This window comes from Sorlinia euscelidii, assembly GCF_036452135.1.
GTDB classification, from domain to species: domain Bacteria; phylum Pseudomonadota; class Alphaproteobacteria; order Acetobacterales; family Acetobacteraceae; genus Sorlinia; species Sorlinia euscelidii.
This window is the reverse complement of the sequence record NZ_JAWJZZ010000002.1, coordinates 143,098-164,948: the sequence shown is the minus strand read 5'-3', so window position 1 is coordinate 164,948 and position 21,851 is coordinate 143,098. Positions and strand designations below refer to the sequence as shown.

The following is a 21,851-nucleotide window of genomic DNA, read 5'->3' as shown; positions in this document are numbered from 1 at the left end:
ATTTATTCTCATTGGCGTTATAATCGTCACATGAAAGAGGAAGAATCGGATGATTATCTGCTCCTGTAACGTGCTGACAGATTATGACGTTGCCGAAGCGGCGCGGGAGGGCGCGACACGTGCGCGTGACGTCTACGCGGCGCGCGGCTGCAAGGCGCAATGCGGCGCATGCGTCCCGGTTATGCAGGATGTTCTGCGTGAACTGGCGGAGGCGGGGACATGTCAGATTGCAGGTCAGCCCTTCCGGGCGCGCCAATCCGCTCGCCCGACGCGCGAGGATCGCGGGCATTGCCTGCGCCTGTCGGAAAATCAGTTGGCCTGACCAGTGACTGGTTCTCGTGCCCATAAAATAATGTCAGCGCGCCTGTCAGGCGTCGCCGACATTAGATGGTAAAGCCGCGACGGGCTTAAGGGCTGTCCTCGTTCGCGGCGCCGGAATTGAGCTGAATATAGCGCTCTATACCGATCTGATTGATCAGGTCGAATTGCCGATCCAGATAATCCTCGTGCTCTTCCTCATTTGCGAGAATTTTGAGAAGAAGATCACGTGAGACAAAATCACGGACGCTTTCACAGTAAGCAATGCCCTCCGCGAGATCGACGAGCGCCTTTTTCTCCAGCTTGAGGTCGCACTCCAGAATTTCTTTGACGTTCTGACCAATCAGAATGGTGTTGAGGCGTTGAACATTCGGTAAACCGCCGAGATAGAGAATGCGCTCAATAAGCCAATCAGCATGGCGCATCTCCTCAATCGACTCCTCATATTCCTTTTTGCCGAGCTTCGTCACACCCCAGTGATTAAGCGTGCGGGCATGAAGGAAATATTGGTTGATGGCGGTGAGCTCATTCGTCAACTGTGTGTTGAGGTGCTCAATGATTTTATCGTCTTTGATCATGTTGCGTCCAATTAAGTTAAAACGAGCCGGCATCGATGCCTGGGGCGTGGCTTCGATAAAATCTTAACGCGCAAATTAAACGCACTATCCAGTCGCGGGCAAGAAAATAATATGATCGCCGATAATAAACATGTTATTGAGAATGGTTATTATTTTTAGAGACACCTTCACACTGGTATTTCTCTCATCCCGCGCCACTACGCAATTGCAAGACTTTCTCAAATACTACGTTTTATTAAACTATAATTAATGAAAACGCCGAAAGGTGCGGAGCGCCGATCGCTATCCGCAGGTTGATATCGCCGCGCCCTTTATTGATGGGGGCGACGTGGTATTTCGGCGGGCGCACCGCACCGCCTTGCAGAAAAGCTTCTGAAAGACGGCCTGATACAATAATGGGTAAAGGTGAGGCGCGCCCGGCAGGACGCGTTAATAACGTCGGCGCGTGGATGTTTTGCCGCCGGGATTGGCCTTCGCCTGCCGCGGCTTGCCTGATGACTTCCCGTAAGGTTTCTTCCCCGCAAAAGCAGCGTCACCTTTCTTGCGGAACCCACCTGCGTCATCGCGTCGTTTGCCGTCCGGTCGGGCGGACGGCTTTTTGCCGCCGGCATGACGGCGGAAATTGCCGGATGAGGGCGAAGGGGCCTCACCCGGGGTAATGGCAACCTCGTCAGAGTCGAGCCCTTCGATACAGGCGCTGAAACGTCCGGCAGCATCTGCCGCAATCTCAAAAACCGTGTGATCGGGATTGATGCGGATGGCGCCGATATCTTTTTTCGTCACCCCGCCGACACGACAGATAAGCGGGATCAGCCATTTCGGGTCGGCCCGCTCCTCACGTCCGACAGCGAGGCGGAACCAGCTCCCACCTTCAAGATGGCGATCCCGGGGGTGCATTTCTCGCGGTGCTCTCTCCCGATTGCCGGGGGGCGGGACGCTGACAGGGCGGATATTCTCACATTTGGGCAGGCGCTCACGATAGAGGCGGCTGAGCGCGACGGCCAGGGCGTGAGCGTCATGGGTGTTCGCGAGTGTGGTCGCCAATGCATCCTCATCCGGGCGCGATGGCGCAAAAAGCGTTTCATGCTCCAGCAGGCGACGCGTATCTTCTGCTTTGATGGCATCCGCTGTAGGCACGGCCTCCCAGCTCGCATCGGTGATTTTGGCCATCGTCAGGAGACGCTCAGCCCGGCGGCGCTGATTATGCGGCACCAGAATGACGCTTGTGCCCTTTCGCCCCGCGCGCCCGGTACGACCGGATCGATGCAAAAGGGTCGCGGGCTCCGAGGGGATGCTCGCATTGATGACCAGGCTCAAAGCGGGGACATCAATACCGCGCGCGGCGACATCGGTCGCGACGCAGACGCGTGCCACGCCGGAGCGCAAGGCTTCCATCGCGCGGCTACGCTCATTCTGACCCATCTCGCCGGAAATGGCGACGGAGGCAAAACCTTTCTCCGTCAATGCGGCCTGGACCTGCGCCACCATTGCACGTGTATGGCAGAAGAGAAGCGCTGAAGGGCTCTCATAAAAGCGGAGGATATTAATAACGGAGCGCTCAATATCATTTGGCGCGGTCAGGATGCAGCGATAAGTAATGTCCGCATGTTGCTTGCGCGCGGAGACAGTATCGATACGCTCAGCATTATTCTGGTAACGCCGCGCAAGGGCGGCGATTTCCCGCGCGATGGTCGCGGAAAACAGCAGCGTACGCTTCTGGTCGGGGGTTGCGTCCAGAAGCTGCTCCAACTCTTCCCGAAAACCCAGGTCAAGCATTTCATCCGCTTCATCAAGCACGACCGCGCGCAACTGGGTGAGGTCAAGATTTCCGCGTGACAGATGGTCACACAAGCGTCCAGGCGTGCCGACGACGATATGGGCGCCCTGACGCAGTGACTGGGCTTCACGCCGCGCATCCGTGCCGCCGATGGTGCTGGTGATGCGTGCACCTGTCTCCGCATAAAGCCATTGCAGTTCATTCTGCACCTGCATGGCCAGTTCACGCGTCGGTGCGATAACCAGCGCGAGCGGGGCCTGCGCCGGCGGCAGGCGCTGCGCGTCACCCGGCAACAATGTCGGCGCGATGGCCAGCCCGAAAGCCACCGTCTTGCCGGAGCCTGTCTGGGCAGAAACAAGCAGATCCCGATCGGCGAGTTCCGACTTAAGCACAGCTTCCTGCACGGCCGTGGGGGTCGTATAGCCTCGGGCGGACAGGGCGCGGTTAAGGGGGGCAGCAGTATCGGGGAAAGACATTTAAATCTGGTTCACTTTATACGGAAGTGGCGGCCAAGCGCCTGATGTCATGCAGGGATGACGAAATATTTTTCAGGTCCATAAAGAGTTTGTCGTTCAAAAGCCAGCAATAAACGAGAAAAACGCGCGCGCGTTTCCACGATAATGCCCTCACGGCTGGTCATTTTGACGGCCTGGACAGGTTTTCAGGCATCGCGCTGCTTGCGTCCGATGACGGCGTGCACGGTATCCTGCCATGCATTGAGGTCTTCCGGCGGAGTCACGTCACCCGTGTCCAGATCTGTCAGTCCAGCGCGCGTCATGAAGATCGTGACAAGGCGGACGCGGTCCTCCGCCTCCAGCGCCTGCCACATGGCGAAGGCCTTGCGCGGGTAGAACCTGTCCGAGAAAGACACGACAAGGGCGCCACCCGGGCGCAGCACGCGCTCGGCCTGTGAGATGACATATTGAGGGTGCGTCAGATATGGCAGCCCATCGCAAAGGAGGACGGCATCAAAATGCGCGTCCGGGAAGGGAAGCGGGGCCTTGTTATTCAGGTCAAATACGATGCGAGACGCCAATCGCGCATTGCCTTGCATGAGGTTTTCGCTCACATCCAGCCCCGTCACATAGGGGAAGGCGATATCGTCAGGCAGGGCTGTCTGCGGCCCGGCCATGAGGTCAAGTATTTCCGCTTCAGGTGAGAGCGTTGCACGATATAATGCGGCGACGGCCAGGCGTCCGCCCTGATCCATCGAAAAATCCTTGTCGCACGTCTCAAAATAAGTCGCATCATCGCGCTCATCGACACGCTGGAAGGCTTTTTCGTGAAAACCGCTCGATTCTTCTGACATCGCAAACACCCTCATGACGCGATGCCCGTTTTATTCAGAATTCGGGTCGGGTCAATGCAGGTGGCTTGACGCGCTAAAGCGCGGCGTCATTCCAGGCGATGGTGTCTTCCTGCACGGGGGCCGTCGGATTGCGCTCCGCACGGCGGCGGCCTTCCTTTAATAAAGGCTCAAGATGCGCGCTGACAGCGTAGAAAGGTGCGCGATCAACCGGTGGCATCAGGATGACCGTGCGCACGCCGGCCGTGACATAATCAAAAATACGTTCGGCAATATCGATCGGCGTGCCGACAAGGGCGGTCGCGGCGATCTGAGATGACAGCCCCTCCGCCACCAGATAATCGACTTCCTGCCATGCGGCGGCGGGGTCCGGATTCATGATGATATCAAGCGCAACAGCGACAGGCATCCCATCCGCACGGATCTGGGACGGGAGGCAATGAGTCTGCAAGACCTGGCCGGGCTTGCGCGCGCCATGGCGTGAGATTTCCTCGATCTCATCACCATTCTGGACGTAAAGTGTCAGATGCCGGGCGAATCGGCGCATCCAGTTCAGTCGATTGGCATCGACAACGACGCGCGTGCCCGGCGGCGCAATGCGCACCAGTTTGATGAGGGCTTCCGTTTTATAGCCGAGACCCGACCATACCAGTGGGACACCACTGTCCGGCGTGGTCTCAGCGCGTTGACGTTTGGGCATTATCCTGTTCCTGATTGATCCCGAAGCAGATTATCGGGACTTCAGCGGCTCTCAAATCAGATGCAACCGCTTTTCAAAACCGGTATAAGGTCACAAATGGGCATTCGGTTTCACAAAATGCACGGGCTCGGTAACGATTTTATCATAATTGACACGCGTCACCAGCCTCTGCGTCTCTCAACAAAACTTGTCACGCAATTATGTGACCGCCACTTCGGAATTGGTTGCGACCAGCTTGTTCTGCTGCATGAAGCGACGCGCAAAGAAGCCGCGATTCGCGTCCGGTTCTTCAATCCAGATGGGTCTGAAGCCGGGGCATGCGGCAATGCTTCCCGCTGCGTTGCCGCGCTTATGGGGGGTGCGGTGGTGTTGGAGACGGCGGCGGGTCTTCTCTCCTGTGACGTCAGCGATGCGGGAAAGATCACGGTCGATATGGGGCCGCCCCGCCTTGATTGGGCGGAGATCCCGCTCGCCTATGATTGTGATACAACGTCATTGCCAATCAAAGGCGCGCCAGCCGCATGTTCCATGGGCAACCCGCACGCGACATTTTTTGACGGGGTGGCGGCAGCCGCGACAAATGGCCCCGTTCTTGAATGTGATCCCATTTTTCCGCAACGCGCCAATATTGGTTTCGCCGAAATCGTATCTCGCGACAAAATGCGCCTCCGTGTCTGGGAGCGGGGCGCGGGGCTGACTCTAGCCTGCGGTTCCGGCGCGTGTGCGGCGGTCGTGAATGGTGTCCGGCGTGGGCTGATTGACCGATCATGCCATGTCATGTTGGATGGCGGCACGCTCGACATCACCTATCGGGATGATGACCACGTTTTGATGACCGGCCCCGCCTCCCATGTTTTTGAAGGGGAATTTCCCCTTGTCTGACGCAATAGCGCCGACAGGCGGTACCGATCCTTCACAGATCATCACATTTGGCTGTCGACTTAATCTGCATGAGAGTGAGGAGATGGCTCGGCTCGGTGCCGGTCAGGGCAAAATGATCGTCGTCAATAGCTGTGCGGTGACGACAAGCGCGGAGAGGCAGGCGCGGCAGGCGATCCGCAAAATACATCGTGCCAACCCTGATGCCGACATTGTCGTCACTGGATGCGCATCGGAAATCGCGCCGGATGCTTATCGTGCACTCCCCGGTGTGACGCGCATCGTCCCGAACCGCGAAAAACTGCAGGCGGCCCAATGGGCTTCGGCCCCTTTCGAATCCGACGTCCCCGAGGCGCCCGGGCAGCATATTCGTGCTTTTCTTCAGGTCCAGCAAGGTTGTGACCATCAATGCACCTTCTGTATCATTCCGCATGGGCGCGGGGCGTCACGCTCCTTCCCCGTAGAAGAGGTAATTGCGAAAGCCCGATCCCTTATCGCCGCGGGTCATCAGGAACTTGTTGTGACGGGTGTCGATATCGCGTCCTGGGGTGTCGATCTTCTGGGACGCCCCGCTCTCGGCACGTTGTGTCGCGCCGTCCTGCGAAACGTGCCAGCGCTTCGGCGCCTGCGCCTGTCATCTGTCGATCCGGCTGCCTTTGATGATGATTTATGGACGCTGATCGCGGAGGAGCCGCGCCTTCTGCCGCATCTGCACCTGTCCCTGCAAGCCGCCAGCAACCTCGTCTTAAAGCGCATGAAGCGCCGTCACAGCCGGGAAGACGCCCTTCATCTCGTCAGACGCGCGCGGGACTTACGGCCCGACATGGCGTTCGGTGCGGACCTGATCGCAGGCTTCCCGACGGAAACGGCGGCCCAGGCGCAGGAAACTTACGATTTCGTCGCGGAATGTGAGATCGCCTATATCCACGCCTTCCCTTATAGTGAACGCCCCGGCACGCCCGCCGCACGTATGCCGCCTGTGCCGCACCCGCAACGCACTGAACGCGCCGCGCGACTGCGCGCGCTTGGTGAAGCAAACCGGCGCGCTTACTGGTCACGTCTGATCGGGCAGGAAACTGAAATCCTGATGGAAAAAGACGGGATGGGCCGCTCCCCGCATTTCGCGCCCGTCAAAATCGCCTCTCACCTGGCGCAGCGCGGGGAGATCATCACCGTGCGGCTTGTCGCCCTTGACAATGAAGCCATCGTGGCGGAGATCGGGGCACATGGCTAGTTTCTTCTCCCGCCTCAAACAGGGCCTCAATCGCTCCTCCCAGAAAATCAACGCGGCATTGACCCATCGGACGTTGGACGATGCCGCTTTAAACGCGTTGGAAGATGCGCTGATCGGCGCGGATCTCGGCCCCGCTGTCGCGGCGCGCGTCATTCAGGATTTTCGTCGGACACGCTTCGGTAAGGACGTCTCAACGGAGGAAATCCACCGCGTTCTGTCGCAGGAAATCGCGCGCGTCCTGGCGCCCGTTGCCACACCCTTCACGCCGAACGTGGCGCACAAGCCGCACGTCGTCCTCGTCGTTGGGGTGAATGGCGTGGGCAAGACGACCACAATCGGCAAAATGGCCCAATGGTTCGCTCGGAAAAACCTTACTTCCATGCTTGTGGCGGGCGACACCTTCCGTGCCGCGGCGACGGAACAATTGGAGATCTGGGGGCAGCGTGTCGGGGCGCGGGTAATCTCTGGGAAACAGGGCGGGGATGCGGCCGGCCTGGCTTTTGACGGGATTCAGAAGGCGCGGGAAGATGGGTGTGACCTGGTTTTTATTGACACAGCGGGGCGCCTTCATAATAAAGGCGCGCTGATGGATGAGCTGACAAAAATCATCCGCGTCATGCGCAAAATCGATGAGACGGCACCGCATTCCGTCCTGCTCGTGCTGGATGCGACGACCGGCCAGAATGCGCTGGAGCAGGTGAGGGTCTTCAAAGAGCTTGTCAATGTGTCCGGCCTTGTCGTCACAAAGCTGGATGGCTCCGCCCGCGGGGGTGTCGTGATTGCTCTTGCTGAGAATTTCGGCCTGCCCGTGCATTTCGTCGGTGTGGGTGAGCAGGCAGATGACCTCCAACCCTTCTCAGCGCTGCAATTTGCCGAGGGCCTGGTTGCAGGACAGATCAAAGATGAACCTGATCAGAACGTCGGGCTGAATGAACCCGGGTGACGATAAAAATCAGTTTTTATTGAGAAAATCCGGCAACAATTAAATAAAAAACTTGTTTGTTAAGAGCGAAGGCGCTAAGGGGCGGCTTCTTGGCACAAGCGGGGGCGATTTGCCCAACGCAGCCGTCTACTGGTTTGGGGGTACGTGATGAACGCACTTGCTCAAATGGGGATGGTATCGGACTTTCCGAGAGATAACCAAAAAGCGCTGACATCGACAGAATCTGGCATCGTCCAGAAAGATTATTTCATCGAAAGAGATGGTGAGCAATTCGCTGGACACCATCTTCTCGTGGATTTTTGGGGTGCCAAAAATCTCGATGATCCGGAAATTATCGAAAAATCACTGCGCGATGCGGCTGTAGCTGCAGGCGCAACGATTCTGCACGGCCATTTTCACCATTTCACGCCGAATGGCGGGGTGTCGGGCGTGCTTGTCCTGGCCGAGAGTCACATCTCGATCCATACTTGGCCGGAGCGAAGTTTTGCAGCGGTGGATGTGTTTATGTGCGGGGCCTGTGACCCGCTCAAGACGCTTCCCGTGATGCAATCCTGCTTCAAGGCGGATCGGATCAATGACTCGTTTTTAAGGCGGGGCCGCGTTCTAACAGGCGTCTGACCGCCTGAATTTTCCACGTCTTCACTTTGAAATAAGCGCCGGTTTGACTGCCGGTGCGCATATCCTTGCGTCGCAAGGGTTAAGGGTAAGCCATGACTGAAAACTGGATCCATGAGTCACTCTACGCCACATGGTGTCAGAGCTTTAAAGTCGAGAAAATGCTCGTTGAAAAGAAGAGCGCGTATCAGGACATTAAAATGTTCGAGACGGCTTATCATGGGCGCGTCCTGCTGCTTGATGGCGTCGTGCAGGTTACGGAAAAAGATGAGTTTCCTTATCATGAGATGATCACCCATGTGCCGCTTCTGACCCATGGCGCGGCGAAGCGCGTGCTGATTATCGGCGCGGGTGACGGGGGCGTGCTGCGTCACGTCCTCATGCATCGCACGGTTGAAAAAGCGGTGATGGTTGAGATTGATGCTGACGTGATCGAACTTTCCAAACGCTTCATGCCGCAAGTGGGGGGCGCGTCATGGGAAGATCCGCGTGCAGAGGTCATTGTCGGTGATGGCATTGCTTATGTCGCCAAAGCCCAGGATGCGTCTTTTGACGTGATTATTGTGGACTCGACCGATCCGATCGGTGTCGGGGAAGTATTGTTCACGGATGAATTTTACCAGGAATGCGCGCGCATTTTATCGCCCCGCGGTATCATCGTTAATCAGTGCGGCGTGCCTTTCATGCAGAGTGAAGAGCTGGAGGTGACGAGCCGTCGCCGTCGGCAGTTCTTCCCGCATGTCTCGGCTTATGTCGTTTCCATGCCGACTTATGTCGGGGGCTTTATGGCGTTGGGCTTTGCCAGCAAGGACGCCAATCTGACTTTGCCCGCCACGTCGGAAATCGCCGCGCGCGCGCACGCTGCCGGTTTGAAAAGTGACGCATTTTACTGGTCGCCTTCCGTGCAGAATGCCGCTTTCGCCCTGCCACCTTATATTGATCGCTGCCTTCCCCAGAGGTGAAATTTACCTTCATCGCCGCGTTGAGGATCATTCCCGAAGCGTCCAGCGAGACGCTGCGCGCGCGGTGAGGGTGCTTCATTGATCCGATACTGCTTTTTTATTTTGAGGAGGGCCGATTATGACCCCCAAATTGAAAATGTTTTTCTCAGAAGGTGCCTTGCCAACACCTTACCTCGCTGTGGATCTCGACCGTGTCGCCAAGCAATATCGGCGGATGGTTGAAGCGATGCCGTGGGCGAAAGTTTTTTACGCGGTCAAAGCCAACCCCGCCGCACCCATTTTAAAAACGCTGGTGCGCGCTAAAGCGGGTTTTGATGCGGCTTCCATTGAGGAAGTGCGTCAATGTCTGGCGGCTGGCTGTGCGCCGACGGATATTTCCTTCGGTAATCCGATCAAGAAATCAGCATCGATCGCAGAGGCCGCGTCTCTCGGTATCAAATTGTTCGTTTGCGACAGTGATGAGGAACTCCAGAAGATCGCGCAACATGCTCCGGGAGCGAAAATCTACACGCGCCTTGGGGTTGATAATGAGGGCGCGGATTGGCCTCTTTCTCAGAAATTCGGGGCGTCTGCGAAAAGCTGTGCTTCTTTGCTATGCAAAGCCCCGGATCTGGGACTTATTCCCGATGGCGTCTCATTTCATGTTGGAAGTCAGCAGGGCTCTCCCGCTGCCTATCTTGACGCGATCCATCAGGCGGCACGCATTTTTCAAGATGTTGCGAAGCGCGGTATCAAACTGACCATGCTCAATATTGGCGGCGGTTTCCCCGTTCAATATCGCGCCCCGGTGCCGGAAATCGAGCAATTTGCGGCTGAAATTGATGCGGCCCTGACGGCGGCGTTCGGGGCGGCGCGGCCCTTCATCATGTCAGAGCCTGGCCGTTACCTTGTTGCTGAAGCCGGGATCGTATGTAGTGAGGTGGTGCTGAATGCGCGGCGGGAGCTTCCGGGGCAGGAAGGGCATTGGCTCTATCTTGATATCGGGCGTTTCGGCGGCTTGGCGGAAACGGAGGATGAGGCCATCCGCTACGACATTGTGTCCCTCCGGCAGCAGGCGCCGCAACGTCCTTTTGTCCTTGCCGGGCCTACCTGTGATGGGGTGGATATAATCTACCAGAAAAATAAAGTGTCGCTGCCGTCAGATTTGAAAGAAGGCGACCGCGTGGCGCTTCTCGCCGCGGGCGCTTATGTTTCGACCTATTCATCTCAAGGTTTCAACGGCTTCGCACCCCTCTCCGAACATTACATTTGAAAGGGGCGCAGCGTATGCCGGCAGCAAATTGCTGAAAAGGCAATGCTGATCCGCGCCGAAAGGCCTTGGCGAAAATGGAATGAAGACCCCGTTTCGCCGACCTGACGCTTTAAAGCGGGATGACGTGCTGGGCGGCGTCCGTCAAAATCGTGATCCCGGGAAGGAGTTTGCCCTCGAGCCACTCCAGAAAAGCGCCGCCTGCCGTCGAGACATAGGTCATATCATGCACGACCCCGGCATGACGAAGCGCTGAGACGGTATCGCCCCCCCCGGCAATCGTTTTCAATTCGCCTGATTTCGTCAAGGCGGCGGCTTCCTGCGCGACAGCGACCGTTGCCTTGTCGAAAGGCGCGATTTCGAACGCGCCAAGCGGGCCATTCCAGACAAGCGTCTTCAGGTCTTTTAATTTGGCTGTAATGAGGGAGATGGTTTCAGGCCCTGCATCGAGAACCATTTTATCACCAGGGATGTCGCTCGTCTTACAAACGCTTGACGGCGCGTTTTTCTCGAATTTCTCCGCGATAACGACATCGACGGGGAGGACAACCTCGCAGTTATTTTCACGCGCCTTGGTCAGGATATCGCGCGCCGTCTCATGCATATCGGCTTCCTGAAGCGATTTCCCGATCGCGACACCCTGCGCGGCGAGGAACGTGTTGGCCATCGCCCCGCCAATGAACAGCACATCAACTTTTTCAAGCAGATTGCCGATCAGATCAAGCTTCGTAGAGATTTTTGCGCCGCCGATCAGGGCGCCAACAGGCCGGTCCGGATTTTCGAGCGCGGTGGAAAGTGCGCTGAGTTCCGCTTCCATCAGGCGACCCGCGAAAGAGGGCAGATGGCGGGCAACACCCTCTGTCGAGGCATGGGCGCGATGTGCGGCGGAGAAGGCGTCATTGACGAAAACATCGCCCAGCCTCGCCAGCATGGCGGAGAATTCCGGGTCGTTTGCCTCTTCCCCTTCATAGAAACGGGTATTTTCCAGTAGAAGGACTTCCGTATCCTTCAGCCGGGCAACCGCCTGTTCCACCTCCGGGCCAATGCAGTTGGGCACAAAATGCACGTCACGTTTCAGGCGCGCGGAAATAATTTCCGCAATCGGCCCGAGGGACATATGCGGCACGACCTTACCCTTGGGCCGATCAAAATGGCTCAGCACGATGACACGCGCCCCTTTGCGGGCCAATTCATCGATCGTGGGTAGAAGGCGGTCAATGCGCGTCGTGTCCGTGACCTGACCGTCGCGAACGGGCACGTTGAGGTCAGCGCGCAGCAGCACGCGCTTGCCCTCCGGTGAAAGATGATTCAGCGTACGTAACGTGCCCATTGCTCTACCTTCCCTTACAGGCTCGCGAAAAGTGCGGCTGTGTCCGACATACGGTTTGAGAAGCCCCACTCATTGTCATACCATGCGCAGACGCGCACCATTTTGCCGCCATCCACCAATGATGTCTGCGTTGCATCGAAGGTTGAAGAGGCTGGACTATGATTGAAGTCACCACTGACGAGTGGTGCCTCATTATAGGCCAGAATGCCTTTGAGAGGCCCCTCGGACGCCTTTCGCATCGCGTCATTGATCTCCTGCACCGAAGCTGGCGTGCGTGTCGGCACGATATCCAGCGATACAACTGAAACGTTCGGCGTAGGCACACGGATTGATGTGCCATCCAGCCGTCCCTTCAGATGGGGCAGGACGAGGCCGATCGCCTTCGCGGCGCCGGTTGAGGTCGGGATCATGTTGAGGGAGGCCGCGCGCGCGCGACGGGGGTCACGATGATGCGTATCGACCGTGCGCTGATCACCCGTAAAGGAGTGAATGGTCACCATATAACCACATGTGATGCCAATCGTCTCATCCAGGATTTTAGCAACCGGCGCGAGGCAGTTCGTCGTGCAGGAAGCGTTGGAAATCACGGTCATATCCGGCGTGAGCATGGCATTATTAACGCCATAAACGATCGTCGCATCAACGTCCGTCCCGGGGGCGGAAATAATGACCTTACGCGCACCGGCCTTCAGAAGGGCCGAAGCTTTTTCCTTGGAAGTGAAAAGCCCGGTGCATTCCATCGCCACATCCACGCCTTTAAATGGCACGGCTGTCGGGTCACGCTCAGCCGATACATGGATAGGGTCCCACTGCCGACCATTCGCGGAGATGATCAGCTTGTCGCCCTCCGCCCTCACATCAGCGGGGAGCCGTCCATGGACGCTGTCATAGGCGAGCAGATGGGCATTCTCCGCCACACTGCCGAGATCGTTGATCGCAACGGGGACGACATCGGTGCGGCCACTTTCAATAATACTACGAAGAACAAGCCGCCCAATACGTCCAAAACCATTTATAGCGATCTTTGTCGCCATGATATCCTCCAGCCTCACAAACTCTGTTTTGCCGCCCTAACCTAACATTTTCCCACGCTGTGTTAAGAGGTGGGGCTGTTGAAAAGCATCAAATTGTGAAAAAACCGTTCAGTCTGCAGGTTTCTGCTTGCCGATCTTCGGAAATCACCGCACATTTCTCATGATGGATAAAAATCTTGCCCCAAGGCGGAATTGGCTGGTCGATGTGTCATCCTGCGTCGCCTATATCATGCGCGCCGCACCGGTCACTTGCGGGATGCTCATCCTTCTGAGCAGTTGCGCACCTCCAGGGCAACGATGGTTTGACGCCCATGCGGGTCGCCGCCCTGAACCACCGCGCAAGCCTGTCATCATCCAGCCCGCGCCAGCACCCTTCATCAAATTCTCCGATGATACGCCTGAGGATGATTGGGCGCCGGTCGTCACAAAATCCGTCAAATTTGCCTTGGCGCGTAACGCGCAGCTTCTCTTCGTGGTGCAGGCCACCTGCCCGGCGCCCATTGATCTGAAGGGGCAGGCTGATCAGTTAGGCCATGCCAGTGACACGACATTACGATCCTTACTGACAGTCATGCGCGCGGCGGGGGCCGATGCCTCCCAAATCTTGATTTCGGCACGTGTGCAGCAAAATATCGCCCACTGCGTTTATCATATCGATCCAAAGTGAGGCGACGCGGCCGGATTGGCCGATCTGCCTCGACATGACCCCGGTCGCACCATTGAGCGCTTCGGGGTGGGCCATCGGCAAGTCATGAAGGGACCGGGTTAAACATGGCGATCAAAAAAGATATCTGGCGCACCGGACTTTGCTTTGCGCCGGTCGATGACATTGTGACGATGGGCGGTTTCTCCGGGTTCGATGTCACCTGGCTTCCCGACATGCCCCGTTCCTACCAGTTTCGGGCCGATCCATTCGGCTTGCGGCTGGGGGACAGCCTGCATCTTTTCAGTGAAGTGTTTGATTACCGGGACCGCCATGGGCGCATTGAGTGGGCGGCACTTGATGCGAAGGGGCGCGTCATCGAGTCGCGTATTGTCCTCGAAAAGCCCTGGCACTTATCCTACCCGCAGGTTTTCGCGTCAGATGGAGAGATCTGGATGCTGCCGGAGGCCTTCCAATCCGGTAAACTGACACTTTACCGCGCCCGGACCTTCCCGGATGAGTGGGAGGCAACATGCGATATCGCGCTCGGTGAGGACGTTGCCATTGACGCAACGATGCTGAATTTCCACGGCATGTGGTGGCTGTTTTACACGCCGCTTCACGCTGTGCAAAACGGGGTCAATGCATTGCATTGCGCCTATGCAAATCGCCTGACAGGGCACTGGACGCGCCATGCCGGCAACCCGATACGGGTCGATCACGCCAGTGCCCGACCGGGCGGAATGGCGGTCGAGATTGATGGCCAGGTGATGCTGCCGGTTCAGGATTGCGTAGGGGGTTACGGGCGTGGCATCCGGCCCTTATGGTTTGACAGTTTAAGCCCCGCTTCCGTCAAGCTCTCCTGCGGGCCGCGTCTCAATCCAGCTCCCGATTTCGCGCCTTATCTTGAAGGGCTCCACACACTCTCCGCCTGTGGCGACCTGACTTTTTTTGACGTCAAAAAACGCACGCTCTCGCCCAATCTGCTCATCATCGAAGCCCGTCGCGCCCTCCGAAACCGTGCGGCGCAACGCAGCCGAAACGCCTGAATCACGATGGCGTCGGCTGGGCGTGCGTCCGGCCTTTTATGGCCCGGCGCGTACATCGTCGCGCACTCCAGACCCAGTAAATCAGCACGGCGAAATTGCAGATGGCTGCCGTGTAACACGCGCCGGTGAGCGAGAACCTGCGCGTCAGCACCACCAATATCGGGAAATAGAGAAGAAGCAGGATAGAGCGCGCACGCACCAGACGCGACACGTGCCCCATGACAATCAGCATCGGCTCCAGCGGGACGATCAGCAGGCTGAACGCCGCGGCCACGAGCATGATCGATATATAATGGGTGCTTCCCTTGACGTGCAAATGCAGCATCAAAGCAAATATCTTCCCCCCCGCCAGAGCGGAAACAATCAGCAACGCGACGGAGACCGCGCAGAGAATGGCGAAAATCTTCCAGGTGACGCGGGCCAGGCCCTTCCAGTTTCTTTCCGCGCGCAGACGCGTCAGTTCCGGATAAAGAACGGGTGAGAGGAGTTGCGCCGGGGTTACGATCCCGTCGGCGATCTGGCGGCAGATGCGGAAGATCGCGGCCTCCGCCGGGCCAAGAAGATTCCCGACGATCAGAGTGCTGACATTGCCGGCGACGAGGCTGAGCGTTTGATTGAGGCTGGTCGAGCGCGTGAAGGCCCACATGCCCTCCAGCCGCCACTTCCAGTTCAGCAAGGTGCTTTGCCAGTCGAGGCGGATATGGGCATCTTTCCGCAAAGTGCGGATCGCGAAAAATATGAAGAGCGCATAATCCAGCAACACCGTTCCACCCCAGACAGCGACAAAAAACTGCAGAGTCATATGCGCGAAGAAACCAATCGCCGCGCCGAATGTGCGGAATAATGCCGTCGCCGAATCGGTTACGGGCACAAGAGCGAATCGTCCTGTCAGGCGCAGGACGCCCTGCGCCCAGCCCGTATATTTGAAAGGGCAGACAATCAGATAGGCAAAGGCGAGCAAACGCTCCTGCGATGACCAACCTGACGTGAAACTGTAGAAAATGACACTGATCAGCCCGAAAATAATAGCCGCCAGCGCAGAGAGGAGATCAAGCCGGACACAGAACCCGATAATCTGTTTCAACAGACCTTCATCGCCCGTCTTGAAAGGCGCATCGCCAAAATGGATCATCGTCTGCCACGATTGCAGCCGCGTGATGGTTGAAGCCGTCGTTGCAAGCGAATGAATCAGGATGAGTATGCCGAAATCGCGCAGTCCCAACGCACGGATCGCCAACGAAATATAGGCGAAACTGCATATTGCGTTGGCCACGCGCCCAATTGTCAGAAAACTGACATTGCTGAAAATGCGCCGATAAAGAATTGAATGCGCTGACATGATTGTCTTTTGCCGAATGACGTCCCAAAAATAAAGGTTCAGTTTGCTCCCGGGGGCGCTTAAAGCCTGTAATATGGCGGAATTACATGAGTCTTTATCGCAATTCAGAACGCAGAAGTAAACTATTGAAGTTGCAGGAAACTCATCATATTTCTCGGCAGAAAGGCGCTGTGCCGGGTTGAGTCATCCTATCAAACGGAGGAAATATGCTGGCGCCATCCTATCGGAAATGGCCTGAATCGCTGTGGAGAGACGTAACTCTGTCTCCCGTTTCGAAACCGACTCTCCTCTCCGTGAACGAAGCGCTGGCGGGGCGGCTCGGGTTTAATGCGACCTGGCTTGCTTCAACGGAAGGCGTGGCCATGCTTGCAGGATGCCATATGCCGGCGGGCGTTCTCCCAGGTGCACAGGCCTATGCCGGGCACCAGTTCGGGCAGTTTGTGCCCAGTCTGGGAGATGGGCGCGCGATGCTTCTCGGCACGGTGCAGGACTGTGAGGGAACATCCTTTGATGTGCAACTAAAGGGCGCGGGAAGGACGGTTTTTTCCCGCCAAGGCGATGGGCGCGCCGCGATCGGGCCGGTTTTGCGAGAATATCTTTTGAGCGAAGCCATGCATGCCATCGGTGTCAAAACGACGCGCGCCCTGGCGGCGGTCGCCACAGGGGAGGACGTGTTGCGGGAACGCGCCTTGCCAGGCGCTATCCTGACGCGGGTGAGTCGCTCTTATTTGCGGGTGGGGTCCTTTCAATATGCGGCGTGCCGCGGCGATGTGACCGCCCTCCGGGCAATGGTTCTTTTTGCCGCAACAAAGCTCTATGCCGATCGGGACACCGTTGCCGGTGATGAAAACCCTGATATTGATGCGTTGCGCGTCTCCTTATTCGACGCCGTCGCGGATGCGCAGGCGGATCTGATCGCGCATTGGATGAGCCTTGGCTTCATCCATGGTGTCATGAACACCGATAATATGTCGATCGCGGGGGAGACAATCGATTACGGGCCGTTCGCCTTCCTGGACAGTTATGTGCCCGACAAAGTGTTCAGCGGGATCGATGTGCGGGGGCGCTATGGCTTCAATCGCCAGGCGGATGTCGCGCGCTGGAATCTGGCGCGTTTCGCTGAGTCGCTACTTTTCTCAGAGGATGATGATGCCATCGCACCGATGCGCGACATCATTGACGATTTTACATCTCGTTTTCAACGTCGCTACCGTGGCCTCATGGCGCAGAAACTGGGATTGCCCGGGGGTAATACGGAAGACAACGCGGTCATTGATGGCTGTCTGAACATTTTGACAGCGGAATCGATGGATTATACGCGGTTTTTCCGCACGCTGCCGGATCGGGTCGCGGATGTCGGGGGTGAGATTGCCTTACGTAACCCGCGTGCTTACAAGGATTGGGCCGAAAAATGGGCAGCTCGGGTGACGCATCGACCGGGTGGGTTCAAAATGGCGGTGGACATCATGTCACAACATAATCCCGCCGTGATCCCGCGAAATCATCAGGTTGAAAAAGTTATTGTCGCGGCGGAGGGCGGTGACCTGAAGCCGTTTCATCAGCTTTTTGACGCTGTGACCCATCCTTATCTTCAGAACGCGATTTTTGAGGCGCCGCCAACACGGGAGGAAGAAGTCCACACCACATGGTGTGGCACCTGAAAAACAGACGATTCGCGCGAATTTACGGATGTCAGAGCTCCGCGCCTGCGGGGGAATAGGCAAATGAAGCTTCCAGAAATTGCTCATCCTCTCCGGCAAGGCAAAGTTCCAGAAGCACGGGAAGTGTGTTGAAACTGCCTGTCTGAAGGTGGAAATGGGTCAGGCGTTCGTCCTGACACTTCACCCAGCACCAGCTTTCCCCGCGCGCGCCTTCAATAAAGCTGGTGGCTTCATGCGCTTCATAAACGACCGGTCGGGCAATGTCGATTTCATGCGTATCGTGGTCATGGATCGCGGTCAGATAGGCCAGAGACTCCGTGATTTCGTGGTAGCGGTTCCACAGTCGCGCATAAGCATCGCCTTTGAGACTCAATGCATCCAGCTTGATGGTAAAACGAGGGTCACGTCGCATAAGGCGGAGGTCCCCCTTATAACCCGAGGCCCTCCCATTAACGCCGCGAAGAAGGTGAGCCTCTGCCCGATGACGCGGCACAGTGGCACGGCGCGTCAACACCGTCTCCGCGTGGGAAATGAGTTTGACGAGCAAGGGAAGACGCGCGGGAAGGGTTGAGATGATCGCCTTCGCCAAAGCCGTCGCGTCGATTGCCGGTGACATGCCGCCCAGCATGATGCAGCCCATCATGTGATGCCCACCTGCATGTTCCGCACAGGCCTGTTCGCATTTTCTCAAAATCAGTGCTGCATGTGTTTCCAGAAGCTCCTGCCCGGTGAGGCGCGCCACGGCGATGATCGACTCGAAGTGGACGCGGAGACGTTCGACCTCCGCGAGGATCAAGCGCCCATCGCGGTCGCGTGGCGAAATTCCAATCCCGTGACAGGCTTCCAGCGCCTGAGCCATCACTAATGGCGCGCTGACAGTTTCACCCGATGCCAATCTGCCCACCATCTGAAGCGCCTCCGTAATCGATTTTTCCAGGAGGCGTTTGTGCAGGCCCCGGTGAGACCTGCCCACTCTCAGGCCGGAGTGGCTTTTCCTGAGGAGGCCGGGCCGCGATGTGGCGGTAAAAAGGGGATCGCGCGTGAGGAGGGCGGAGGAGGCGGCTGAAGGCAAGGCGCGCCGGGAAAGCGGCCAGACGCTGAGCCACTTTTCATGGTCCAGAAGCGGTTCGTCACTCAGCGCGTCCAACGGCATCGCGCCCCAGAGTTCCAACGCCACGCGTTCTGCCAGGCTGGCGGCGCGCGTGGCGTGGGACAGGCCGAAATAACGCCGATCAATGAGCGGCGTGCTGTACAAAACGGGCGACTGTCGATCCCAGCAAAGGTGATAGGCATTATCATCGTCACACCAGAGACCGATAAAATTTCCGGAAGGCGCCGCTGCCTGTTCACGCCATTGCTGTTCCGTCAGATGTCGATGAAATGATGGCGCGGCCGCGCGCGTCCCCAAATTCGGCATGGTCATGGTCCGACCCCGTTCAGGAACGGGTTATGCGCGACGAAAACGGGGCTTATCAGCCCGAGGGCAAGCAGCAGCCAAAGATTGACGCGCGTCTGCCACGCGATGGTGGGCGGCCAGATCGGGCGTCGCAACATAAACTGGCCGAGAATGATGACCAGAAGCGCGGCGCCGAAAGCGCGTGAAATCGTGTTCATCGCCCAGAAGAGGGCAAGAACCGCCGGGAGTAAGGGTGAAGGCGGGAGGAGGGACTCCATCCAACGATCCATATGAGCGGAGGGGTTGATGCTTTCCGCAAGGCATAGTGCCAGGATAAACACGATCATCGGCGCGCCGAGATGCGGCATGACGGCGGATAATGCGACGAAGCACCCGCAAAGATTAATCGTGGCGCAACCTTGAAGAAATAAAAATGTCGCGGCGATGAGGCTGACGGCGATCACAACTTCCTGCACCGCGATAATTTCGTGGATTTTCAGCAGTCCCGATATGGCGGTCAGGACGATGCCGCACCGCAGCATTGTCACCAATGCGGATTCGGTGGACGTCTCGCGCGATTGTCTGAACCCCGCAAGCAGCACTGAAAATCCGGCGGCCATCAGGATTTCACCGATATGAGCGGGGTGAGGCGCTTCAGGCCACATCATGCCGGAGAGGGTGGCGCCTGTCAGCAGCACGATGCAGGCGCCGACAAAGACGTGGGTCCAGCCCAGGACGGGCCGCACATGTGTCGCGCTGCGAAGTATGACGATGATCAGCGCGAACGTCATGAAGATGACGCCGACGACATTTGAGAGCCTGTCCGCGGCCAGGCAGCTCAGGCTGGCGACGCTGCTTATCAGAAAAAGCGGTGCAATCCGGCGCATACCGGCGTCGCTGAGTAAAGTCAGGAGTGGGAGGAATGAGGCCGCGCAAAACAGGATACGCGGGACAGGCGGAACGGGGAGAAGAAAGATCGCGCTCATCGACGCGAGAGCAAAGCCGATCGCGGCAAATGCCAGGCCGAAGGAACGTTGCTTGCCACGCGGGACGAGCACCATGGTGATCGCGGCAAAGACCGGCCAGGCTTTCACGATAAAGAGGAATGGCGCGTCAATCACGGTAACCTCCTTCCAAAGGCGGCCAATTGATGTTCGGTAATGAGAGACGCGCGATGATGAAAAGGCCGCACCAGACACTGAGAGCGACGTAAACGAACGCAGCATGCGCCGTGAGCGCAGAGAGAAGAAGCAGGCCGTTCATTGCGCAGAAGAGCCCGACAAACGCGGCGAATGCTTCCGTCAGAATGACGCTGACGATGCCACTGATGATCATCATCAGTGCGACGCCCGACGGCGTGAAGATCGGGCACTGCATGGCGAGGGGAAAGGCGAGGCCCACGGCACCGGCGCGCGCCAGGAAACGTCGGACTCCATCACGGTTCCCGCTCCCTGTCGCGGCATAATGATATGCGGCAGCGCGCAGAAAAATGGCCGTGGCGATATTCAGCACGAGGATGAGAATGCCGGTCGTGACGCCGAGCTGATTTGTCCGGAAGATAACAGCAAGGCTGGCACTGAGAAAGGCGTTCAGGATGAGGATAGGGTACCCGCCACCCACGCCAAGGATCGCGGCAGCAATCAGGAGGCTGAAGACCGGCATCATCGCAACATTCTCCCCGATAAAATCGTCAGCATGGCGACACAGATGAGCGCAATGCGCGGCCATAAACGGGGCTTGTGATTGATAACCCGCCAGATTGCCATGATCGTGATAACCGCACAAACGCCTGCGAGAGGTCGCAGGATAAGCGCGGTCATAGCTGTCATGAAATTGCTCTGCATCATGCAGAAGCCCGACGGATAAATAAGGTTCGACGCCAGGAGGCACCAGCCGAAGCGATTAAGGTCGTGGCTGAATTTGAATATAGCGCGGTCCCGGCCCGGCTGTGCATGCAGCAGGAGGTCCTGCGTATCAGGCGGCACCGGGCCGTCAATCATGGACATGATCAACACCCAGCCGAGGCAGAAAACGCTTCCGGCGAGGGGGGTGTCAAATCCGTCAGGGTGGGTAAGTGCGTGGTCACCGGGATCGGTCGGATAAGGGAAACCGATGGCGATGATCAATCCCGTAATAGCGAGGAGAGGCAGGATGATAACGACGAAACGCACAGATGAGAGGAATTGCGCTTCCGCCTGCTTGATGGGCGGCGCACCCGGCCCGCGCTGCGTCGCGACATACCAGGTCGGGAGGAGGGCCGCGCACAATAGGAGCCCCGCCGTCATGGGCACGCCAATCGCGGGAAAGGCATGTCTAAGAGTGAAAAAAGGCAGGATGGCGACGGCCAGACTGTTAGAGAAAATAGCGAGAAGGGGCGGAAGGGAGATGTGACCCTGATGGCGCCAGTTGCGGGCAATCTGATGCCATCGACACTCATCGCCGAAAGGATGACGGCCGGCAAGGACCCGGCTCATGACGCGGAAGATATCGTAGAAAACGGGCGCGCACAGCCAGCTGACGCAAATCAAAGCACCGATCTGGACCGTGATCCAAATGCCTACGGCCATGAAAATGCCCCCGGAAGCCGACAAACATGAGCCCCAATAAGACGAGAGAAAAGACGATTTTAACCAGATAATCGCCTTGTGCTACCCTTTTATTTATAAAATAAGCTGAATCTATTGCAATGGAACGAAAAAATCTGCGGTACTGTAAAATAGACCGAAGTAAATTCCTATTTGTCTTGAAATGATATCGGAAATCGCCTGTAAAACGCTCATTTTCAACTAATATTCGTGCTTCACTATTGAGCTGGACGTGTCTGACGATCTGGCGCAG

21 protein-coding genes are annotated in these 21,851 nt (G+C 57.4%); 10 read left to right on the top strand and 11 right to left on the bottom strand.

Annotated features, from left to right (window positions below):
* Positions 1-49 precede the first annotated feature (49 nt).
* A complete protein-coding gene (locus CGLAMM_RS04380; RefSeq protein WP_394818835.1) occupies positions 50-322 on the top strand; it encodes a (2Fe-2S)-binding protein in 273 nt (90 codons plus the stop codon).
* Between the two features lie 85 nt (positions 323-407).
* Here CGLAMM_RS04380 and bfr read toward each other — a convergent pair whose 3' ends face one another.
* From bfr to CGLAMM_RS04360, 4 genes are all read right to left on the bottom strand, one after another.
* The gene (gene bfr / locus CGLAMM_RS04375; protein WP_394818834.1) at positions 408-896 is read right to left on the bottom strand and encodes a bacterioferritin; all 489 of its coding nucleotides are present in this window, start codon (positions 894-896) and stop codon (positions 408-410) included.
* A gap of 429 nt (positions 897-1,325) precedes the next feature.
* Positions 1,326-3,149 carry a DEAD/DEAH box helicase gene (locus tag CGLAMM_RS04370; protein WP_418115421.1) on the bottom strand — a complete coding sequence of 608 codons (1,824 nt, stop codon included), beginning with the start codon at positions 3,147-3,149 and terminating at the stop codon, positions 1,326-1,328.
* Positions 3,150-3,334: 185 nt separating this feature from the next.
* Positions 3,335-3,982, bottom strand: a complete 648-nt coding sequence (locus tag CGLAMM_RS04365) for a class I SAM-dependent methyltransferase (protein WP_394818833.1) — start codon at positions 3,980-3,982, stop codon at positions 3,335-3,337.
* A 73-nt stretch (positions 3,983-4,055) separates the two neighbouring features.
* Positions 4,056-4,679 (bottom strand): hypothetical protein, encoded by a 624-nt coding sequence (locus CGLAMM_RS04360; RefSeq protein ID WP_394818832.1) that lies wholly within the window; start codon positions 4,677-4,679, stop codon positions 4,056-4,058.
* A gap of 96 nt (positions 4,680-4,775) precedes the next feature.
* Here CGLAMM_RS04360 and dapF point away from each other — a divergent pair, with 96 nt between their 5' ends.
* The 6 genes from dapF to CGLAMM_RS04330 all read left to right on the top strand — a co-directional run bounded on the left by dapF (position 4,776) and on the right by CGLAMM_RS04330 (position 10,564).
* Positions 4,776-5,561, top strand: a complete 786-nt coding sequence (dapF, locus tag CGLAMM_RS04355) for a diaminopimelate epimerase (RefSeq protein ID WP_394819081.1) — start codon at positions 4,776-4,778, stop codon at positions 5,559-5,561.
* On the top strand, positions 5,530-6,792 hold the full coding sequence (gene mtaB, locus CGLAMM_RS04350; protein ID WP_394818831.1) for a tRNA (N(6)-L-threonylcarbamoyladenosine(37)-C(2))-methylthiotransferase MtaB: 1,263 nt from the start codon (positions 5,530-5,532) through the stop codon (positions 6,790-6,792). Before dapF ends, mtaB begins: the two co-directional genes overlap by 32 nt.
* Positions 6,785-7,735 carry a signal recognition particle-docking protein FtsY gene (gene ftsY, locus CGLAMM_RS04345; protein WP_394818830.1) on the top strand — a complete coding sequence of 317 codons (951 nt, stop codon included), beginning with the start codon at positions 6,785-6,787 and terminating at the stop codon, positions 7,733-7,735. Before mtaB ends, ftsY begins: the two co-directional genes overlap by 8 nt.
* 147 nt (positions 7,736-7,882) lie before the next feature.
* A complete protein-coding gene (speD, locus tag CGLAMM_RS04340) occupies positions 7,883-8,353 on the top strand; it encodes an adenosylmethionine decarboxylase (protein WP_394818829.1) in 471 nt (156 codons plus the stop codon).
* 92 nt (positions 8,354-8,445) lie between these two features.
* Positions 8,446-9,312 carry a polyamine aminopropyltransferase gene (speE, locus tag CGLAMM_RS04335; protein ID WP_394818828.1) on the top strand — a complete coding sequence of 289 codons (867 nt, stop codon included), beginning with the start codon at positions 8,446-8,448 and terminating at the stop codon, positions 9,310-9,312.
* A gap of 118 nt (positions 9,313-9,430) precedes the next feature.
* Positions 9,431-10,564 carry a type III PLP-dependent enzyme gene (locus CGLAMM_RS04330; RefSeq protein ID WP_418115420.1) on the top strand — a complete coding sequence of 378 codons (1,134 nt, stop codon included), beginning with the start codon at positions 9,431-9,433 and terminating at the stop codon, positions 10,562-10,564.
* Positions 10,565-10,673: 109 nt separating this feature from the next.
* On the opposite strand, the gene CGLAMM_RS04325 is transcribed toward CGLAMM_RS04330, so the two are convergent.
* Both CGLAMM_RS04325 and gap read right to left on the bottom strand, forming a co-directional pair.
* Positions 10,674-11,891, bottom strand: coding sequence for a phosphoglycerate kinase (locus CGLAMM_RS04325; protein ID WP_418115419.1), 1,218 nt, complete (start codon positions 11,889-11,891; stop codon positions 10,674-10,676).
* A gap of 14 nt (positions 11,892-11,905) precedes the next feature.
* A complete protein-coding gene (gap, locus tag CGLAMM_RS04320; protein WP_394818826.1) occupies positions 11,906-12,925 on the bottom strand; it encodes a type I glyceraldehyde-3-phosphate dehydrogenase in 1,020 nt (339 codons plus the stop codon).
* 160 nt (positions 12,926-13,085) lie between these two features.
* On the opposite strand from gap, the gene CGLAMM_RS04315 reads away from it, so the two are divergent.
* Positions 13,086-13,592, top strand: a complete 507-nt coding sequence (locus CGLAMM_RS04315) for a hypothetical protein (RefSeq protein ID WP_394818825.1) — start codon at positions 13,086-13,088, stop codon at positions 13,590-13,592.
* Positions 13,593-13,696: 104 nt separating this feature from the next.
* Positions 13,697-14,617 (top strand): glucosamine inositolphosphorylceramide transferase family protein, encoded by a 921-nt coding sequence (locus tag CGLAMM_RS04310; protein ID WP_394818824.1) that lies wholly within the window; start codon positions 13,697-13,699, stop codon positions 14,615-14,617.
* 1 nt (position 14,618) lies between these two features.
* Here the strand turns inward: CGLAMM_RS04310 and CGLAMM_RS04305 are convergent, their stop codons facing one another.
* Entirely contained in the window at positions 14,619-15,956 is a 1,338-nt protein-coding gene (locus CGLAMM_RS04305; protein ID WP_418115418.1) for a lipopolysaccharide biosynthesis protein, read from the bottom strand.
* Between the two features lie 206 nt (positions 15,957-16,162).
* Here CGLAMM_RS04305 and CGLAMM_RS04300 point away from each other — a divergent pair, with 206 nt between their 5' ends.
* Positions 16,163-17,617 carry a protein adenylyltransferase SelO gene (locus CGLAMM_RS04300; protein ID WP_394818821.1) on the top strand — a complete coding sequence of 485 codons (1,455 nt, stop codon included), beginning with the start codon at positions 16,163-16,165 and terminating at the stop codon, positions 17,615-17,617.
* Between the two features lie 31 nt (positions 17,618-17,648).
* Here CGLAMM_RS04300 and CGLAMM_RS04295 read toward each other — a convergent pair whose 3' ends face one another.
* Genes CGLAMM_RS04295 through CGLAMM_RS04280 form a run of 4 tightly spaced genes read right to left on the bottom strand, consistent with a single transcriptional unit; the run spans position 17,649 to position 21,580 of the window.
* Positions 17,649-19,040: an NADH-quinone oxidoreductase subunit D-related protein gene (locus CGLAMM_RS04295; RefSeq protein ID WP_394818820.1), complete on the bottom strand. Its 1,392-nt coding sequence runs from the start codon at positions 19,038-19,040 to the stop codon at positions 17,649-17,651.
* On the bottom strand, positions 19,037-20,134 hold the full coding sequence (locus CGLAMM_RS04290) for a hypothetical protein (protein WP_394818819.1): 1,098 nt from the start codon (positions 20,132-20,134) through the stop codon (positions 19,037-19,039). Before CGLAMM_RS04290 ends, CGLAMM_RS04295 begins: the two co-directional genes overlap by 4 nt.
* Positions 20,127-20,678, bottom strand: coding sequence for a hypothetical protein (locus tag CGLAMM_RS04285; RefSeq protein ID WP_394818818.1), 552 nt, complete (start codon positions 20,676-20,678; stop codon positions 20,127-20,129). The genes CGLAMM_RS04290 and CGLAMM_RS04285 overlap by 8 nt, the downstream gene beginning before the upstream one ends.
* A complete protein-coding gene (locus CGLAMM_RS04280) occupies positions 20,675-21,580 on the bottom strand; it encodes a hypothetical protein (RefSeq protein ID WP_394818817.1) in 906 nt (301 codons plus the stop codon). Before CGLAMM_RS04280 ends, CGLAMM_RS04285 begins: the two co-directional genes overlap by 4 nt.
* Positions 21,581-21,851: the final 271 nt, after the last annotated feature.

Coding starts and splice junctions, on each gene's coding strand:
- CGLAMM_RS04380 (WP_394818835.1), top strand. CDS start 50: ATGATTATCTGCTCCTGTAACGTGCTGACAGATTATGACGTTGCCGAA.
- bfr (WP_394818834.1), bottom strand. CDS start 896: ATGATCAAAGACGATAAAATCATTGAGCACCTCAACACACAGTTGACG.
- CGLAMM_RS04370 (WP_418115421.1), bottom strand. CDS start 3,149: ATGTCTTTCCCCGATACTGCTGCCCCCCTTAACCGCGCCCTGTCCGCC.
- CGLAMM_RS04365 (WP_394818833.1), bottom strand. CDS start 3,982: ATGTCAGAAGAATCGAGCGGTTTTCACGAAAAAGCCTTCCAGCGTGTC.
- CGLAMM_RS04360 (WP_394818832.1), bottom strand. CDS start 4,679: ATGCCCAAACGTCAACGCGCTGAGACCACGCCGGACAGTGGTGTCCCA.
- dapF (WP_394819081.1), top strand. CDS start 4,776: ATGGGCATTCGGTTTCACAAAATGCACGGGCTCGGTAACGATTTTATC.
- mtaB (WP_394818831.1), top strand. CDS start 5,530: ATGTTTTTGAAGGGGAATTTCCCCTTGTCTGACGCAATAGCGCCGACA.
- ftsY (WP_394818830.1), top strand. CDS start 6,785: ATGGCTAGTTTCTTCTCCCGCCTCAAACAGGGCCTCAATCGCTCCTCC.
- speD (WP_394818829.1), top strand. CDS start 7,883: ATGAACGCACTTGCTCAAATGGGGATGGTATCGGACTTTCCGAGAGAT.
- speE (WP_394818828.1), top strand. CDS start 8,446: ATGACTGAAAACTGGATCCATGAGTCACTCTACGCCACATGGTGTCAG.
- CGLAMM_RS04330 (WP_418115420.1), top strand. CDS start 9,431: ATGACCCCCAAATTGAAAATGTTTTTCTCAGAAGGTGCCTTGCCAACA.
- CGLAMM_RS04325 (WP_418115419.1), bottom strand. CDS start 11,891: ATGGGCACGTTACGTACGCTGAATCATCTTTCACCGGAGGGCAAGCGC.
- gap (WP_394818826.1), bottom strand. CDS start 12,925: ATGGCGACAAAGATCGCTATAAATGGTTTTGGACGTATTGGGCGGCTT.
- CGLAMM_RS04315 (WP_394818825.1), top strand. CDS start 13,086: ATGATGGATAAAAATCTTGCCCCAAGGCGGAATTGGCTGGTCGATGTG.
- CGLAMM_RS04310 (WP_394818824.1), top strand. CDS start 13,697: ATGGCGATCAAAAAAGATATCTGGCGCACCGGACTTTGCTTTGCGCCG.
- CGLAMM_RS04305 (WP_418115418.1), bottom strand. CDS start 15,956: ATGTCAGCGCATTCAATTCTTTATCGGCGCATTTTCAGCAATGTCAGT.
- CGLAMM_RS04300 (WP_394818821.1), top strand. CDS start 16,163: ATGCTGGCGCCATCCTATCGGAAATGGCCTGAATCGCTGTGGAGAGAC.
- CGLAMM_RS04295 (WP_394818820.1), bottom strand. CDS start 19,040: ATGACCATGCCGAATTTGGGGACGCGCGCGGCCGCGCCATCATTTCAT.
- CGLAMM_RS04285 (WP_394818818.1), bottom strand. CDS start 20,678: ATGATGCCGGTCTTCAGCCTCCTGATTGCTGCCGCGATCCTTGGCGTG.
- CGLAMM_RS04280 (WP_394818817.1), bottom strand. CDS start 21,580: ATGGCCGTAGGCATTTGGATCACGGTCCAGATCGGTGCTTTGATTTGC.